The sequence below is a fragment of the Pseudaminobacter soli (ex Li et al. 2025) genome, from assembly GCF_003012705.1.
Lineage (GTDB): Bacteria > Pseudomonadota > Alphaproteobacteria > Rhizobiales > Rhizobiaceae > Pseudaminobacter > Pseudaminobacter soli.
In genome coordinates this window covers 84,340-98,922 of the sequence record NZ_PXYL01000004.1, presented here as the reverse complement: position 1 = coordinate 98,922, position 14,583 = coordinate 84,340, and the positions used below count along the sequence as shown (strand labels likewise).

At 63.0% G+C, this 14,583-nt stretch carries 19 protein-coding genes; 12 read left to right on the top strand and 7 right to left on the bottom strand.

Annotated features, from left to right (window positions below; all coding sequences use genetic code 11):
* Positions 1-106: 106 nt before the first annotated feature.
* The 4 genes from C7I85_RS09345 (at position 107) to C7I85_RS09330 (ending at position 3,646) form a co-directional block, all read left to right on the top strand.
* The gene (locus C7I85_RS09345; RefSeq protein ID WP_106723707.1) at positions 107-625 is read left to right on the top strand and encodes a sigma-70 family RNA polymerase sigma factor; all 519 of its coding nucleotides are present in this window, start codon (positions 107-109) and stop codon (positions 623-625) included.
* Positions 622-1,410 carry an anti-sigma factor family protein gene (locus tag C7I85_RS09340; protein WP_106723706.1) on the top strand — a complete coding sequence of 263 codons (789 nt, stop codon included), beginning with the start codon at positions 622-624 and terminating at the stop codon, positions 1,408-1,410. The genes C7I85_RS09345 and C7I85_RS09340 overlap by 4 nt, the downstream gene beginning before the upstream one ends.
* 207 nt (positions 1,411-1,617) lie before the next feature.
* Entirely contained in the window at positions 1,618-2,121 is a 504-nt protein-coding gene (locus C7I85_RS09335; protein ID WP_106723705.1) for a GNAT family N-acetyltransferase, read from the top strand.
* A 70-nt stretch (positions 2,122-2,191) separates the two neighbouring features.
* A complete protein-coding gene (locus tag C7I85_RS09330; protein WP_106723704.1) occupies positions 2,192-3,646 on the top strand; it encodes a RimK family protein in 1,455 nt (484 codons plus the stop codon).
* On the opposite strand, the gene C7I85_RS09325 is transcribed toward C7I85_RS09330, so the two are convergent.
* Together C7I85_RS09325 and C7I85_RS09320 are read right to left on the bottom strand one after the other, a co-directional pair.
* The gene (locus C7I85_RS09325) at positions 3,643-4,257 is read right to left on the bottom strand and encodes an HD family hydrolase (RefSeq protein WP_106723703.1); all 615 of its coding nucleotides are present in this window, start codon (positions 4,255-4,257) and stop codon (positions 3,643-3,645) included. The genes C7I85_RS09330 and C7I85_RS09325 overlap by 4 nt on opposite strands.
* Complete coding sequence (locus tag C7I85_RS09320; protein ID WP_106723702.1) at positions 4,257-5,144, bottom strand: YgfZ/GcvT domain-containing protein; 888 nt, start codon at positions 5,142-5,144, stop codon at positions 4,257-4,259. Before C7I85_RS09320 ends, C7I85_RS09325 begins: the two co-directional genes overlap by 1 nt.
* Before the next feature lie 69 nt (positions 5,145-5,213).
* Here C7I85_RS09320 and C7I85_RS09315 point away from each other — a divergent pair, with 69 nt between their 5' ends.
* Positions 5,214-6,545 (top strand): dihydroorotase, encoded by a 1,332-nt coding sequence (locus C7I85_RS09315; protein WP_106723701.1) that lies wholly within the window; start codon positions 5,214-5,216, stop codon positions 6,543-6,545.
* Positions 6,546-6,659: 114 nt separating this feature from the next.
* On the opposite strand, the gene C7I85_RS09310 is transcribed toward C7I85_RS09315, so the two are convergent.
* From C7I85_RS09310 to C7I85_RS09295, 4 genes are all read right to left on the bottom strand, one after another.
* On the bottom strand, positions 6,660-7,451 hold the full coding sequence (locus C7I85_RS09310) for a hypothetical protein (protein WP_106723700.1): 792 nt from the start codon (positions 7,449-7,451) through the stop codon (positions 6,660-6,662).
* 76 nt (positions 7,452-7,527) lie between these two features.
* On the bottom strand, positions 7,528-7,785 hold the full coding sequence (locus C7I85_RS09305; RefSeq protein ID WP_106723699.1) for a hypothetical protein: 258 nt from the start codon (positions 7,783-7,785) through the stop codon (positions 7,528-7,530).
* Positions 7,786-7,920: 135 nt separating this feature from the next.
* Positions 7,921-8,295, bottom strand: a complete 375-nt coding sequence (locus tag C7I85_RS09300; RefSeq protein ID WP_106724081.1) for a TIGR02301 family protein — start codon at positions 8,293-8,295, stop codon at positions 7,921-7,923.
* Positions 8,296-8,354: 59 nt separating this feature from the next.
* On the bottom strand, positions 8,355-8,765 hold the full coding sequence (locus C7I85_RS09295; protein ID WP_106723698.1) for an NUDIX hydrolase: 411 nt from the start codon (positions 8,763-8,765) through the stop codon (positions 8,355-8,357).
* A gap of 117 nt (positions 8,766-8,882) precedes the next feature.
* Here C7I85_RS09295 and C7I85_RS09290 point away from each other — a divergent pair, with 117 nt between their 5' ends.
* Positions 8,883-9,653, top strand: coding sequence for an SOS response-associated peptidase (locus C7I85_RS09290; protein WP_106723697.1), 771 nt, complete (start codon positions 8,883-8,885; stop codon positions 9,651-9,653).
* A 20-nt stretch (positions 9,654-9,673) separates the two neighbouring features.
* Entirely contained in the window at positions 9,674-10,297 is a 624-nt protein-coding gene (locus C7I85_RS09285) for a LysE/ArgO family amino acid transporter (protein WP_106723696.1), read from the top strand.
* Here the strand turns inward: C7I85_RS09285 and C7I85_RS09280 are convergent.
* Positions 10,277-10,426 carry a transcriptional regulator gene (locus C7I85_RS09280; RefSeq protein ID WP_106723695.1) on the bottom strand — a complete coding sequence of 50 codons (150 nt, stop codon included), beginning with the start codon at positions 10,424-10,426 and terminating at the stop codon, positions 10,277-10,279. The two genes, C7I85_RS09285 and C7I85_RS09280, sit on opposite strands and share 21 nt — an antisense overlap.
* Positions 10,427-10,805: 379 nt before the next feature.
* On the opposite strand from C7I85_RS09280, the gene cysS reads away from it, so the two are divergent.
* From cysS to pip, 5 genes are read left to right on the top strand one after another with little or no spacing between them, the layout of a single operon-like run.
* On the top strand, positions 10,806-12,230 hold the full coding sequence (gene cysS / locus C7I85_RS09275) for a cysteine--tRNA ligase (protein ID WP_106723694.1): 1,425 nt from the start codon (positions 10,806-10,808) through the stop codon (positions 12,228-12,230).
* Positions 12,227-12,610 (top strand): VOC family protein, encoded by a 384-nt coding sequence (locus tag C7I85_RS09270; protein WP_106723693.1) that lies wholly within the window; start codon positions 12,227-12,229, stop codon positions 12,608-12,610. Before cysS ends, C7I85_RS09270 begins: the two co-directional genes overlap by 4 nt.
* A gap of 12 nt (positions 12,611-12,622) precedes the next feature.
* Positions 12,623-13,114: a GFA family protein gene (locus C7I85_RS09265; protein WP_106723692.1), complete on the top strand. Its 492-nt coding sequence runs from the start codon at positions 12,623-12,625 to the stop codon at positions 13,112-13,114.
* Entirely contained in the window at positions 13,111-13,605 is a 495-nt protein-coding gene (locus C7I85_RS09260; protein WP_106723691.1) for a GFA family protein, read from the top strand. Before C7I85_RS09265 ends, C7I85_RS09260 begins: the two co-directional genes overlap by 4 nt.
* Before the next feature lie 16 nt (positions 13,606-13,621).
* Positions 13,622-14,581, top strand: coding sequence for a prolyl aminopeptidase (pip, locus tag C7I85_RS09255; RefSeq protein ID WP_106723690.1), 960 nt, complete (start codon positions 13,622-13,624; stop codon positions 14,579-14,581).
* The last annotated feature ends 2 nt before the right edge of the window (positions 14,582-14,583 follow it).

The following is a 14,583-nucleotide window of genomic DNA, read 5'->3' as shown; positions in this document are numbered from 1 at the left end:
CGTTCATTCTGTGTTTGGCGCAAATGCGGGTTGAAACGCAAGCTATTGCCGGACGCGCCGGAATGGCGTTGTATTTCGGGCTGGCAGGGGCGTTCGGCCGAGCGTCATGGATCAGAGACGGGCAGCAATACTGGCGGAAATACCGGGACTGCGCCGCTATGCGCGCGCGCTGCTGCGGAACCGCGACGCCGCCGACGATCTGGTTCAGGACTGCCTCGAAAGAGCACTCGCCCGGATGGACAGCTGGCAGACCGGCGACAGCCCGCGACGATGGCTCTTTACGATCATGCATCATCTGTTCGTCGACAGGGTGAGGAAGGACAAGCGGCACGGAGGAACAGCGACACTGCCGCTCGAGGCGAGCGAAGCCATGGCACTGCCCGCCTATCAGGGGCAGAGTGTCGTCTCGCATGAGATCCTCGATGCGCTGCAGGCGATCCACCCCGACCGCCGCACGGCGCTGCTGATGGTCGCGGTCGAAGGTTTTTCCTACGCCGAGGCAGCCGAAGTGCTGGGCATTCCGGCCGGCACGCTCATGTCTCGCATCGCCCGCGGACGCGAAGAGCTTCGCGCCATTCTGGAAGACGGCTCGCGCCGTCGCGCAATAAGGATCATCGACAAATGAGCCGGCGCGATTTCACCGAGCGCGACATCCATATGGCCCTCGACGGAGAGCTTCCGGGGGACGAATACGCCGACTATGAGGCCTGGCTCGCCGCCAATCCCGACATGGCAGCCAAGAGCCGCCGCTTTGCCGTAGACGGCGACATGTTGCGGCGGGCGGTTTCCGACGTCGCGTCCGAGCCGATACCGCTCCGCATGCAGCAGCTGCTCGCTGAAAAAAAAGCGCCGCGTCGTCGTTTTCCTTCCATCATCTGGCGAGTTGCCGCCGCCGCAGCCCTGCTCGCGATCGGTGGGCTAGGCGGCTATTTTGTAGGCGCTTCCGGCTGGAACCCGGTGAAGGCCGCCGACAGCCAGGTGGCGGTAAATGCGATCGAAGCCTATGCGCTCTACGCCCCTGAAAAGCTGCACGTCGTGGAAGTGGGAGCGGACCAGAAGCAACATCTGGTCGACTGGCTTTCGCGCCGCGTCGGCATCCCGCTCGTGGCGCCGGACCTGACGGCAGAGGGCTTCGATCTCATCGGCGGGCGCCTGTTGCCCGCCCAGAACCAGGCCGCCGCTCAGTTCATGTATCAGGACCATACCGGCAACCGCGTTTCGCTCTACATCGTCAGCGACCCCACCAAGCAGGACACCGGCTATCGCTGGCTGGAGCATGGCGGCATGCGCGCGCTTTATTGGCTCGACGACGGCTATGGCTGCGCGGTCGCCGGCAACCTGTCGCAGGCTCAGCTGACCCAGATCGCAGATTCGGCCTACAAGCAGCTTCTACAGGGGACGAAGAGCTAGTTCTAAGTTTGCCCCACCGCCCTGGAACTCGCGTCGGATACGCGGGTTCTGGGGCGGCTTTTTCATCTGGTGGATGCTGGCCGGAACAGTCACAATTCGGCCCAATTCGAGGCGCGAAACCGCTATCGATGCCTGTGCGTGATTGCTTCGGCAGAGACGTTCCGCCCGCCCTTTAGACGATCTTTCTATTGAGGTTTCCCGGTTCGCATGCTCGCCGAAATCCGCCCGGCCCGCAAAGATGACGTGGACGCGCTCATGGCGCTCGAGTTGGCGGTTTTCGTCACCGATCGCATTTCGCGGCAATCCTTCCGCCGCATGGTTTCCAGCCTCACCGCATCGCTTCTGGTTGCCGATCAGCCGGGTGGAATTTTGGGCTATTGCGCGGTGCTTTATCGAACCGGCAGCAAAAGCGCGCGCCTCTACTCGTTGGCGGTAGCTCCCAACAGCGGAGGCGGGCAGGGCCGGGCCCTGCTTGCTGCCGCGGAGCAGGCGGCGCGCGACAGGGGCTGTACGTCGATGCGCCTTGAGGTGCGCCGGGACAATCCGCGCGCCATCGCACTCTACGAGAAGAACGGCTACCGGCCGATCGGGTCAAAGCCCGGCTATTATGCTGACGGGATGGACGCTCTGCGTTACGCAAAGCCGCTCGACCCACCGTCACAGATACTTGTTACGACTGCCCGCAAAGCCGCGGGAACTTCAACCAGATGAATTTATTGTCCCTCGCCCGAATAAACCGCCGGGCAGGGGACACCTCCCATAAAAATCGACGCGAGCAACTATGAGCTGGGTCATCCTTACAGGCAGGCAGAGCGATCTCGACCAGGTGGCGACGCCGCACAAGATCATTACCAATCGCGACTATCTCGCCCATCCCGCCCTGTTCAGCGGGCAGCGTCCCAAGGTCATCAATCTGTCCAACAGCTACGGCTATCAGAGCCGGGGCTACTATGCCTCGCTGCTGGCCAGTTCGCGCGGCCACAGGGTGATCCCTACGGTCGAGACCATGATCGATCTGTCGGAACGCAAGCTCTACGAAAACGCGTTGCCGGAGCTGGAACTGGCGCTGAACAAATCCCGCAAGGACCTCGGCGGGAAGTTTCCCGAAAAGGCCACCTTCTTCTTCGGCATCGGCCCGTCAAAGGCCTGGGACCGCTTCGCCAAGCTCCTGTTCGATTGGTTCCGCGCGCCGGCGCTAGAAGTGTCGATCAAGGATCACCACGAATGGGCGACGATCCACAAGATCGGTTTCCTGCCGCTGGCACGCATGAGCGCCGAGGAAAAGCCGCGCTTCCTGGCGAGCCTTGCCACCTACACGAACCGCGAATGGCGCGATGGCAAAGCGCGCGTTCCGGCGCGCTACACCTTCGCCACGCTGGTGGACCCGCACGAGCAATTGCCGCCGTCGAGCATCAGTTCACTTCGCTACTGGGCTAAGATCGCCGAGAAAATGGGAGTCGAAGTCGAGCCGATCACGCGCAAGGACCTTGCCAAGCTCGCCAATTACGATGCGCTGTTCATCCGCGAGACGACGTCGATCTCGAACCACACCTATCGCTTTGCCCGTCGCGCACAGCAGGAAGGCATGCCGGTGATCGACGATCCGCTGTCGATGATCCGCTGCACCAACAAGGTCTATCTCAACGAGCTGATGACCTTCAACAAGGTCCCTGTGCCGCCGACGGTTATGATCGCAAGCCCGGCCGACTTTCAGCTGGCAGCCGACACGCTGGGCTTTCCGCTGGTGCTGAAGATCCCCGACAGCTCGTTTTCGCGTGGTGTGAAGAAGGCGACGAATTTCGAGGAGTTGAAAGCGCTGGCCACGGCCTGGATGGAAGAGTCCGATCTGCTGATCGCCCAGAAATACATGCCGACGCAGTATGACTGGCGCATCGGCGTGCTTGGCGGTCAACCGCTGTTTGCGGTGCATTACCTCATGGCCAAGAAGCATTGGCAGATCGTCAATCACGACGGTGGCGGCAAGCCGGTGGAAGGCGGCATCAAGACGTTCACGCTGAAGGACGCGCCTGCCCATGTGGTCGAGACGGCTGTGCGGGCGGCACGCTGCATCGGCGACGGGCTCTATGGCGTCGACCTCAAGGAAACCAAGGACGGCGTCTTCGTCATCGAGGTCAACGATAACCCAAATCTCGACCACGGCATCGAGGATTCCGGGGAGAAGGACGAGGTCTGGACCCGGCTGACCCAGTGGTTCCTCGACCGGCTGGAGCGCTAAGCTACACGGCGTGCTCGTTCGATCGCCTCGAAGCGGTCGAGGAAGGCATTCTGGACTGCCTTTGCAGGTCGACACGCGAGATCGAATGCTTCAGCCGAAATCCCGCGCGGACGGCCGAAGAATTTCGTCGCTTCCTGCACGGTGAAGCCCGCAAGCCGCGTCGCCTCGAAATAGGCGGCCACCTGATCGGCTCGCTTGATCTCCTTCTTCAGCCTTTCGCTGATGTCTGGAGGAAGAGAAAAGCGGATGTGGATGGCGCGCTGGAGCCGCAGTTCGACCTGCTTGTAGCCGCCGCCGACCACGGACTTGAACGGCGAGATCATGTCGCCGATCACATATTCGGGTGCGTCGTGCAGCAGGGCAGCTAGCTGTTCGTCGGGATTGTCGTTCTTCGCTTGCGCCGAAAAGATCGCCTCCACCAGCAGCGAATGTTGCGCCACCGAAAAGGCGTTGTCGCCTTCGGTCTGGCCGTTCCAGCGTGCCACGCGCGCCAGACCGTGCGCGATGTCGGAAATCTCGACGTCGAGAGGAGAGGGATCGAGCAGGTCGAGCCGGCGGCCCGAAAGCATGCGCTGCCACGCGCGCGGCGGCGCGCCGACCTTGTCCCCCATCACGCCTCCTCCGCGCCGGCGGTTTGCTGCGGGAAGGTGAATTTCGCCCAGGTGGGGATGGAGAGCGAAAGCGGCACATCGGCGGCGGTGATCACGACGCCGCCGTCGAGCGCGTCCTTCACGCGGTCGATGCGGACAATCGCCAGACCTTTCGTGCCGGACACGGAGCCCAATGCGCCGATGCTCCGGCCATTGGCAAGAATCTCCGTGCCGGATGCAGGCAGGGGCGCCTCTGCCGAAACCAGAAGCACGCGGCGACGTGCGGTGCCGCGATGATGCATGCGCGAGACGACTTCCTGGCCGACATAGCATCCTTTGCCGAAGCCCACGCCGCCGGTTTCGTCGAGCAGAACGTCATGCGGGAAGGCGTCGCTGAGCGCGTAGTCGCTGCCGCTTTCCGCGACCCCGTTGGCAATGCGGTAGGCATGCCAGGCGCTCACCTCGTCCGATGCCGAGAGCGCCGAGCCATAGATTCGGAATGCTGCTGCAGGCGACTTGAAACGCGCGTCGCGCAGCACAATTGATTCATCGCTCGAAGCATTTGAATCGGAAGCTGAACCAGGTGAATCAGAATCCCACGATGCGGCCACAAGCATCTGTTCCTGCTTGGAAATTGCCACCTTGGCGCGCAGCTTGTAGAGTGTCAGGCGACGAAGAAAATCGTCGGCGACATCGGCCCGGCAATCGAGCCGGAACCCGCCCGAACCATCGCGCGAGATCAGGAAGTCGAACAGAATCTTTCCCTGCGGCGCCAGCAGCGCGCCGGGCTTGGCCTCACCTTCGGCAAGAGCATCGAGGTCGGTCGTCAGAATGTTCTGCAGGAAATGTTCCGCCTCCGCGCCGGTCACAGAAATGATGATGCGGTCGGAAAGCAGGGCAGAGTGCATGGCGGAACCTGACTTGAAAATCGGCTGGCCATTACGTAAGCCCCAGGCAACTCAGGAGCAAGGTGGCAAATGACAACGACGTTCGACCTCATCCTCAAGGGCGGCACGGTCGTCAACCACGATGGCACTGCTTTGCGCGACGTCGGCGTGCGTGACGGTCGCATCGCGGCGATCGGCGATCTGCGCCAGGCATCGGCGGGAGAAACCATCGAATGCCGCGGCCTGCACATCCTGCCGGGCGTGGTCGACAGCCAGGTGCATTTCCGCGAGCCGGGCCTAGAGCACAAGGAAGACCTCGAAACCGGCTCGCGCGCGGCCGTGCTGGGCGGCGTCACAGCCGTGTTCGAAATGCCCAACACCAACCCGCTGACCACAAGCGAGGAAGCGCTGGCCGACAAGGTCGCCCGCGCCACCAACCGGATGCATTGCGATTTCGCCTTCTGGGTGGGCGGCACGCGCGAAAACGCCAAGGATGTGGCCGAACTCGAGCGCCTGCCGGGTGCCGCCGGCATCAAGGTATTCATGGGCTCGTCGACCGGCAACCTGCTGGTCGAGGATGACGAGGGCGTTCGCTCGATCCTGAAGAACACGCGCCGCCGCGCGGCCTTCCACTCGGAAGACGAGTTCCGCATGCGCGAGCGCCTCGGCGAGCGCATCGAGGGCGACCCATCCTCCCATCCGGTCTGGCGCGACGAGATCGCGGCGCTGCAATGCACCGAGCGCCTCGTTCGCATTGCGCAGGAGACACGGGCGCGCATCCATGTGCTGCATATCTCGACGGCCGAGGAGATCGATTTCCTCGAACACCACAAAGACGTAGCAAGCTGCGAGGCGACGCCTCATCACCTGACGCTGTCGTCGGAGGACTACGCTACGCTCGGCACGTTGATCCAGATGAACCCGCCGGTGCGCGACGCCCGCCACCGCGATGGCGTCTGGCGCGGCATCAGCCAGGGCATCGTCGATGTTCTGGGCTCCGACCACGCGCCGCATACATTGGCCGAGAAGGCAAAGCCCTATCCGGCATCGCCTTCCGGAATAACTGGGGTGCAGACGCTGGTGCCGATCATGCTCGACCACGTCAATGCCGGCAAGCTGACCCTCGAACGGTTTGTGGACCTCAGCAGCCATGGGCCGCAGCGGCTCTTCGGCATGGCGCGCAAGGGTCGCATCGCCGCCGGCTACGACGCCGATTTCACCATCGTTGACATGAAACGCCACGAGACCATCACCAACGAGCAGGCCGGCTCGAAGGCCGGCTGGACGCCCTATGACGGGCGAGAGGTCAAGGGCTGGCCGGTCGGCACCATCATTCGCGGCAAGCAGGTGATGTGGGAAGGCGAAATCGTTTCGCCGGGGAAGGGGCAGCCGGTGGTCTTCTCTGAAGCGCTGCCGGTCTGACCGGGGGGCTCGGGCAAGAGCCATTCCTACAGCCCGAAAACGAAATCGCCCGCCAAAGCAGATGCTTAGCGGGCGATTTTGATTCAGCTCGAAATGTCGAAGCGCGTCGCCGTCTCACTCGCCGGCGACGAAGAACGCCCACTTGCCTTGCGGCGTGATGCCGAGGCGATAGAAGTTGTACACGCCGTAGCTCTTCATGTCCTCGTAGTCGCCGGCGGTCACGATCTTGAACAGCTCCACGCGCTGGCGCGCCGAGAGCCTGTCCAGCGGCATCGCGAAGAAATAGGGCCAGGCATAGATCTCTTCCGGAGTGCCGGGATCGAGATGGACATAGCCTGCATTCAGCAGGTTCTCCATGATGGCCAGCACTTCCTCGCCGTTCTTGTCGCCCGACTGCTCCTTGAGGAAGGCGATCGGATCTTCATCGAGACCGGCGACCGACAGCTGGGTCGCGTCGTCGCCAGTGCCGATCAGCGCGCGCAGCTTTTCGATGTCGCCGGCGGCTGCCACGTCAAGCAGCTGCTGGCGCACGCGTTGCACCGGCTCGGGCAGCTTGCTGACGTCGTAGATGATTTCCGGCAGCGGCGCGTTGGGGTCTTCGGTGACATGGACCGAGCCGGGCGTCGCCTGTTCGGGCACTCCCTCGTCAGGATCGGGAGCTTCGGAGGGCGCCTTCTGGCTGTCCTGGGCCTGCGGCGCAGTTCCCTCGGCCGGGGCGGCCTTGTCGGGCGCAGGCGTCGTCGGCGCGGGCAGATCCTCTTGCTTGATCTCGCTCAGCGCGGCCGCCGGCAGCGTCGCGACCAGATAGGCGCCAGGCAGGGCGACGCCTGCCGTTGCCAACCAAAGAAAGGCCGCGAAACCTCTATTCCTGCGAGTTTGCGAGCTGCTCCGCGTCAGTGTCTGCATGTCCCATCCTCTCCACGGGCATCAGACTCGACACCCGGTCAGCGTCTTATACCGAAAAAGCGGGCTTGGGGATGTATCAATGTCGCAGACGGACAGGTTCAAACTCTCCGGCGATCACTTTTTCGCGCATCTCGTCAAGAAGCGCCAGCGCGGCGGCTTCGCCATGCGTCCGGAGGATTTCGCCGAAGGCCGTGGCAAGCGCGGTCTCGGCCAGGATATCGGTCTCGATGCCGGCGGAAAGGCCTTCGGCCCAGGCTTCGTTGTGGCATTCCACTGCGGTAAGGCGCTTTTCTTCCCGAACCAGCGCGTCGAGATCGCTGGTCGTGTGTTCCATACCCATCTTACACCCTTTCAAGTTGCGACCCGGCTTTCGGGCCAACTTGATCTTTCCCTTTAATGTCCCGTTAACAAACCTAGCACATCGAAGCCGTCACATACGACTGGCATTGTGTGAAAAGTTAACAGGCCGTTAATTCCCGTAGCGGCCGGTGACTTCACGCGTCAGCGACTCGCCTTCCTTCATGTAGCGCTGGATCGCCTCGGAGGCCGAGGCGGTGCACTTGGTGTATGTTCCCTCGAACGACCGGTAGCCGCGATTGAAGCTGGCGATGAACTTGGCACGCCGAGCAGCATCGGGCTTTTCGGAGTCGAGCAGCTTCTGCATTTCGTCACGCCACTGATTGCTCGTTTCGCCGCACAGATTGCGCAGGAAATGCAACGACCCGAGAATCTCCGACAGCCGTACCAGATTGCCTTCGAACGGAGCATCGACCGCGCGCGACGGCGTCGTTGCCGCCAAGCCGGTGGCAAGGAATGCGGCGAAGAACAGCAGAGCACGGCGCATGATGTTTTTGTGGCGAAACAATTTGTCAGCCGCAAGGCACGGCGATCACAATTCCCAGTTTATCCGCGCCCAAGCAGTTCGCGCGACACCTCCATAACCGAAGGCGTGACGGGCAGGGCATCCATTTCGGCGAGGGAGAAGAAGCCCGCCTCGTCGGCATCGCTGTCTGCACGCGGATCGCCGCCGCAATCCTGTCCGCAAAACACCTGCAAGCGGTAGGTGATTTCCCGACCGTCGCGCTCGGCATTGATCATGTAAGCGCGCAGCGGCGCGATATGCCCGGCTTCGAGCCCCGTTTCCTCGAGCAGTTCCCGTCGTGCAGCCTGTTCTTCGGTCTCGCCGGGTTCGACCCGCCCACCGGGAAAGGCATAGTGCCCGCGTGACGGCGCCTGCCCACGCTTGACCAGAAGAATGCGATCGCCCCGCATCAGGGCAACCGATACCGCCGGGATGGTCTGTCGTGAGGACATGGTCTGCTTCCTGGCCCGATTGGCTGGGGATGGGCCGCCTGGCTCAACCGATACAGGTTGCCGCGCGTGATTTCCACCGCCACATTGCACCCAGGATGAAATGGTAATTGCTCAGTAATGTGCGGACGTTTTGCGCTCACTGCCAGCCCCAAGGAGGTCGACGCGACATTTTCGTTGCCCGACCTCGAGGCGTTTCCGCCGCGCTACAACATCGCGCCGACGCAGCCGATCCTGATGGTGGTTGCAGGTGAGCCGCGCGAGCCGGGCTCCAACCTGCCGGATCGCCATTCGCTTCTGGTGCGCTGGGGGCTGATCCCGACCTGGGTGAAGGACACGCGGGAGTTTCCGCTGCTGATCAATGCGCGCTCGGAAACGGCGACCGAAAAGGCTTCCTTTCGCACCGCCATGCGCCATCGCCGAGCGCTGATCCCTGCGTCCGGCTTCTATGAATGGCGGCAGGTGGGCGGCAAGCGGACGCAAGCCTATTGGATTCGCCCCAAGCGCGGCGGCGTGATCGCCTTTGCCGGCCTGATGGAAACCTATGCCGAGCCGGGCGGCGCGGAGATGGACACCGGCGCGATCCTGACCACCAAAGCCAGCCGCGACATCGCCCACATCCATGACCGGATGCCGGTCGTGATTCACCAGCAGGATTTTTCACGCTGGCTGGATTGCCGCTCCCAGGAACCGCGCGAGGTGGCCGACCTGATGCGGCCCATGGAGCCCGACTTCTTCGAGCCCATTCCAGTTTCCGATCTCGTCAACAAGGTGGCCAATACCGGTCCGCGCATACAGGAGCGGGTTGGGGCACCGGAAGCGCCGGAGCCACCCAAGCCGGAGCGCAGGAAAACCAGCCCGGCCACGCAAGACCAGATGTCGCTCTTCTAGCTCCTCAGAAAAAGCTCCTCATGACTCCAGCTTTCCTCCCGGCCGCCCTGTCCGGCTTCCTTCTCGGCGCTTCGCTCATCATCGCAATCGGTGCGCAGAATGCCTTCATCCTGCGCCAGGGCCTGCTTAGGCAGCATGTCTTCATCCTGTGCCTGATCTGCGCTCTGTCTGACGCGGTGCTGATTGCGGCTGGCGTCGCGGGCCTGGGCACGCTGATCTCGCAATCGCCGATGCTCATCAACGTCGTGACGATCGGCGGCGCCATATTCCTGTTCAGCTATGCGGTCATCGCCTTCCGGCGCGCGATGAAGCCGGACGTGTTGAAGGCAGCCAATGCGGGCGAGGGCAGCCTGAAGGCGGCGGTCGCGGCGTGCCTCGCCTTCACCTTCCTCAACCCGCATGTCTATCTCGACACGGTCGTGCTTCTGGGATCGCTCTCGGCACGCTTCGACGGGCCGGACCGCGTGGCCTATGGGCTCGGCGCGGCGCTGGCTTCTTTCGTCTGGTTCTTCGGGCTGGGTTATGGCGCCCGCCTGCTGCAGCCGGTCTTCGCAAAGGAATCGGCTTGGCGCGTGCTGGATATTCTGATCGGCCTGGTGATGGCCGCTATCGGCGCCAGTCTATCAAGCCGTCTTTTTGGCTGAAGCAGGCTTCTTCTTCTTGGCCGCGAGCACCGCAGCCAAGACTGCGGCCGGGCCAATCGCGCGGTAATGGCTGGTCAGTGATGCATATTGAGCGCGGATACGTTCTGCTTCGCTCTTTGCCGCCGACATCGTTCTATTCCCCAAGGTAAGTTGCCGTACGAGACTCATGCTCTTGCTTTGGGACGAAATCGTGACGTCTTCCCCTTGGCGGGCGGGTCATACGATCTCGGTTCCTTCATGTTTAATAAACTCTTACGGAACTTCCCAGCGGCTGCAAGGCGACCGTTTTCAGCAAAGTTGCGACTTGACGCCGAAAACGCCCAAGGCGATAAAGCTTGCCATGAAAACGTCTTTCGCCATTTGCGGCATTTGCATTATTGGCTAGCGCACGCGCTGGTCTGGACGTTTTCGCCTCTTCTCTCGACAGGTCAAACGCCCCGGCCAGCAGGCTGGAGCTTCATCGCGTCTGCCGGCTTGCGGTGGATTGCCGAACGGACTGGGAATTTGAATGTCGAACGGATTTAAGGGCTTGCGGCTCCACAACACGCTGACGCGCACGAAGGAAGACTTCGTGCCGATCGATCCCGACAATGTGCGCATGTATGTCTGCGGCCCGACCGTCTACGACTTCGCCCATATCGGCAATGCGCGGCCGGTGATCGTCTTCGACGTGCTCAACCGGCTGCTGCGCCATCTCTACGGCGCCGATCACGTCACCTATGTCCGCAACATCACCGACGTTGACGACAAGATCAACGCGCGCGCCCTGCGCGACTTCCCCGACCTGCCGCTCAACGAAGCGATCGGCAAGGTGACAAAGAAGACCGCCGACCAGTTCCACAAAGACGTAGCGGTCCTCGGCACGCTGCCGCCGACCTTCGAGCCGCGCGCGACCGAATTCGTGCAGCCGCGCGCCGATGGCAAGGCCGATATGATCGGCCTCATTCAACGTCTGATCGAGCGCGGCCATGCTTATGAAGCGGCTGGCGAAGTTTTGTTCGACACCGGCTCCATGCCCGACTACGGCCAGCTTTCCAAGCGCAACCTCGACGAACAGCAGGCCGGCGCCCGCATCGCTGTCGACGCGCACAAGAAGAACCCCGGCGACTTCGTGCTGTGGAAGCTCTCCTCGCCCGAGGAGCCGGGCTGGGACAGCCCGTGGGGCAGGGGGCGGCCCGGCTGGCACATCGAGTGCTCGGCCATGAGCGCGGCCTATCTCGGCGAGGTGTTCGACATCCATGGCGGCGGGCTCGACCTGATCTTCCCGCACCACGAGAACGAGATTGCCCAGTCGCGTTGCGCCCACGGCACCGATGTCATGGCCAATTACTGGCTGCACAACGGCTTCCTGCAGGTCGAAGGCCGCAAGATGTCGAAGAGCGAGGGCAACTTCGTCACCATCAACGAGTTGCTGGAGACGGAAAAATTCGGCGGCCGCAAATGGCCGGGCGATGTGCTGCGCCTTGCCATGCTGATGACGCACTATCGCGAACCGATCGACTTTTCCGTGCGCAAGCTGGAAGAGGCCGAAAACACGCTGCGCAAGTGGAAGCGCGCTGCCGACATGGCTCCGAGCGAGGCGGCGCCGGTTCCGGCCGGCATCGTCGAAGCGCTGTCCGACGATCTCGCCACCAGCGGCGCCTTCCAGCTCATGTCGCATCTGGCCGGCCAGGCGGCCGGCGATGATGATGCGCAGGCAGCCGCCGCGCTCAAATCGGCAATGCAGTTCCTCGGCTTCGAGCTGCAGGCGGCTGACGTTGACGAGGACGCCATCGCCAAGGCCATCGCGGAGCGGCTTGCGCTGATCGCCGCGAAGGACTGGGCTTCGGCCGATCGCATCCGCGCCGAGCTTCTGGAGCAGGGCGTGCAGCTGAAGGACGGCAAGGACCCCGCCACCGGCGAACGTGTGACCACATGGGAGGTGAAACGATGATCGACCACCTTGGCATAACCGTAAGCGATTTCGACGCATCGAAGGCATTTTACGACAAGGCGATGGCGCCGCTTGGCGCTTCGCTTCTGATGATGGTGCCGGCCGAATATACCGGCGGCGTGAAAGTCGGCGGCTATGGCCGCGATCGGCCCGCCTTCTGGCTGCGAGAGGGCGACAAGCCGGGACATCATCAGCACATAGCATTCACGGCGCGTTCGCGTGCCGAAGTGGATGGCTTCTACGAGGCGGCGATCGCGGCCGGCGGCAAGGACAACGGTGCGCCGGGCCTGCGCCCGCACTATCATCCGAACTATTATGGCGCCTTCGTCTTCGACCCCGACGGCAACAATATCGAAGCCGTCTGTCACGCGCCCGAATAGCGGAGTGGTGCGATGAGCCTCGACAACAAGCCCATCTATACCGGCGGCTGCCAGTGCGGGGCTGTGCGCTTCAGGGTAGAGGGCGCGCTGGGCAACGCTTCGGTTTGCCACTGCCGCATGTGCCAGAAGGCGAGCGGCGGTTTCTACGCTCCGCTTGTCTCGGTACGCGGCGCCAGTCTCGAATGGACGCGCGGCGAGCCGAGCAAGTTCCGTTCGTCCAATCATGTAGAGCGCGGCTTTTGCAGCAACTGCGGCACGCCGCTCACCTATGAGGCGCCTGACGGCGTGGCCCTTATGATCGGTACCTTCGATGATCCGGAGGAAATCGCGCCGGTCATCCAGTGGGGCGTCGAGGCCAAGCTGCCTTATGTCGACAACGTACCGAACCTGCCGGGCGTAGCGACCATGGACGACCCGGAGGCAGCAGAGTTCCTCGCGACGCTCGTTTCCTACCAGCACCCCGACTACGACACCGAAACCTGGCCGCCGGAGGAGCGTCGATGACTGGCCACGCCGAAGCCTTCACAGGCGGTTGTCAATGCGGCGCGGTCCGTTTCCGTGCAGCCGGTCTCGGCCGTGCCTCGATCTGCCATTGCCGCATGTGCCAGAAGGCCTTCGGCTCGTTTTTTGGACCGCTGGTGACGGTTAAGGGGCTGGAATGGACGCGTGGCGAGCCGAAGCGCTTCGCCAGTTCGAACGCCGCGCAACGCGGTTTTTGTGGCGACTGCGGCACGCCGCTGACCTACGAATATGAAAGCGGTATCGACGTCGCCATCGGCGCGCTCGACGATCCGGAGCTGGCCGCACCCACCGTGCAGCTCAATCCGAATGACAAGCTTTCCTTCTTCGGGCATCTCCATGTGCTGCCCGGGCGCCCTGAGGTCGAACAGGCCGGCGCGGATGCCTTTCTGGGATCGGTGGTCAGCCGCCAGCACCCCGATCACGACACGCAGTCCTGGCAAGCAGCCGTGACCAGCCGCAACGACGACCATTGAAAGAGAGCCAACCGAAATGACCGAAACCCTTCGCACGCTCTACCCGGAAATCGAGCCCTTCGACAGCGGCATGCTCGATGTCGGCGATGGCCACCAGATCTATTGGGAGCGTTCGGGCACCAAGGGCGCGAAGCCCGCGGTGTTCCTGCACGGTGGGCCGGGCGGCGGCATTTCGCCAAAACACCGCCGGCAGTTCGATCCAAAACTCTATGACGTGATCCTGTTCGATCAGCGCGGCTGCGGGCACTCGATGCCGCATGCTGAACTCGAGGCCAACACCACTTGGCACCTCGTCGCCGACATCGAGCGCCTGCGCAAGATGGCCGGCTTCGACAAATGGCTGGTGTTCGGCGGCTCCTGGGGTTCGACGCTGGCGCTCGCCTATGCCGAGACCCATCCCGAGCATGTCAGCGAGCTGGTGCTGCGCGGCATCTTCACGCTGCGCAAGAGCGAGGTCGACTGGTACTATCAGCACGGCGCGTCGCTGATGTTCCCCGAGAAGTGGGACCGCTTCATCGCGCAGATCCCGGAGCAGGAGCGGGACAATTTCGTCCATGCCTATCGCGCCCGCCTGACCAGCGACGACCGCGCCACGCGCATTGCCGCCGCCAAGGCCTGGAGCATCTGGGAAGGCGAGACGATCACGCTGCTGCCGGAGCCCGAAACCAGCAACAAGTTCGGTGACGATGAGTTCGCGCTGGCCTTTGCCCGCATCGAGAACCACTACTTCGTCCATGGCGGCTGGATGGAGGAGGGCCAGCTCATCCGCGACGCCGGCAAGCTGAAGGGCATTCCGGGCGTCATCGTGCAGGGCCGTTACGACATGGCCTGTCCGCCGGCGACGGCCTGGGAGCTGCACAAGGCCTGGCCCGAGGCCGAGTATCACCTGATCGAAGGGGCGGGGCACGCCTATTCGGAGCCGGGCATTCTCGACCGGCTCATTCGCGCCACCGACGCCTATGCCGGAAAGCGCTGACC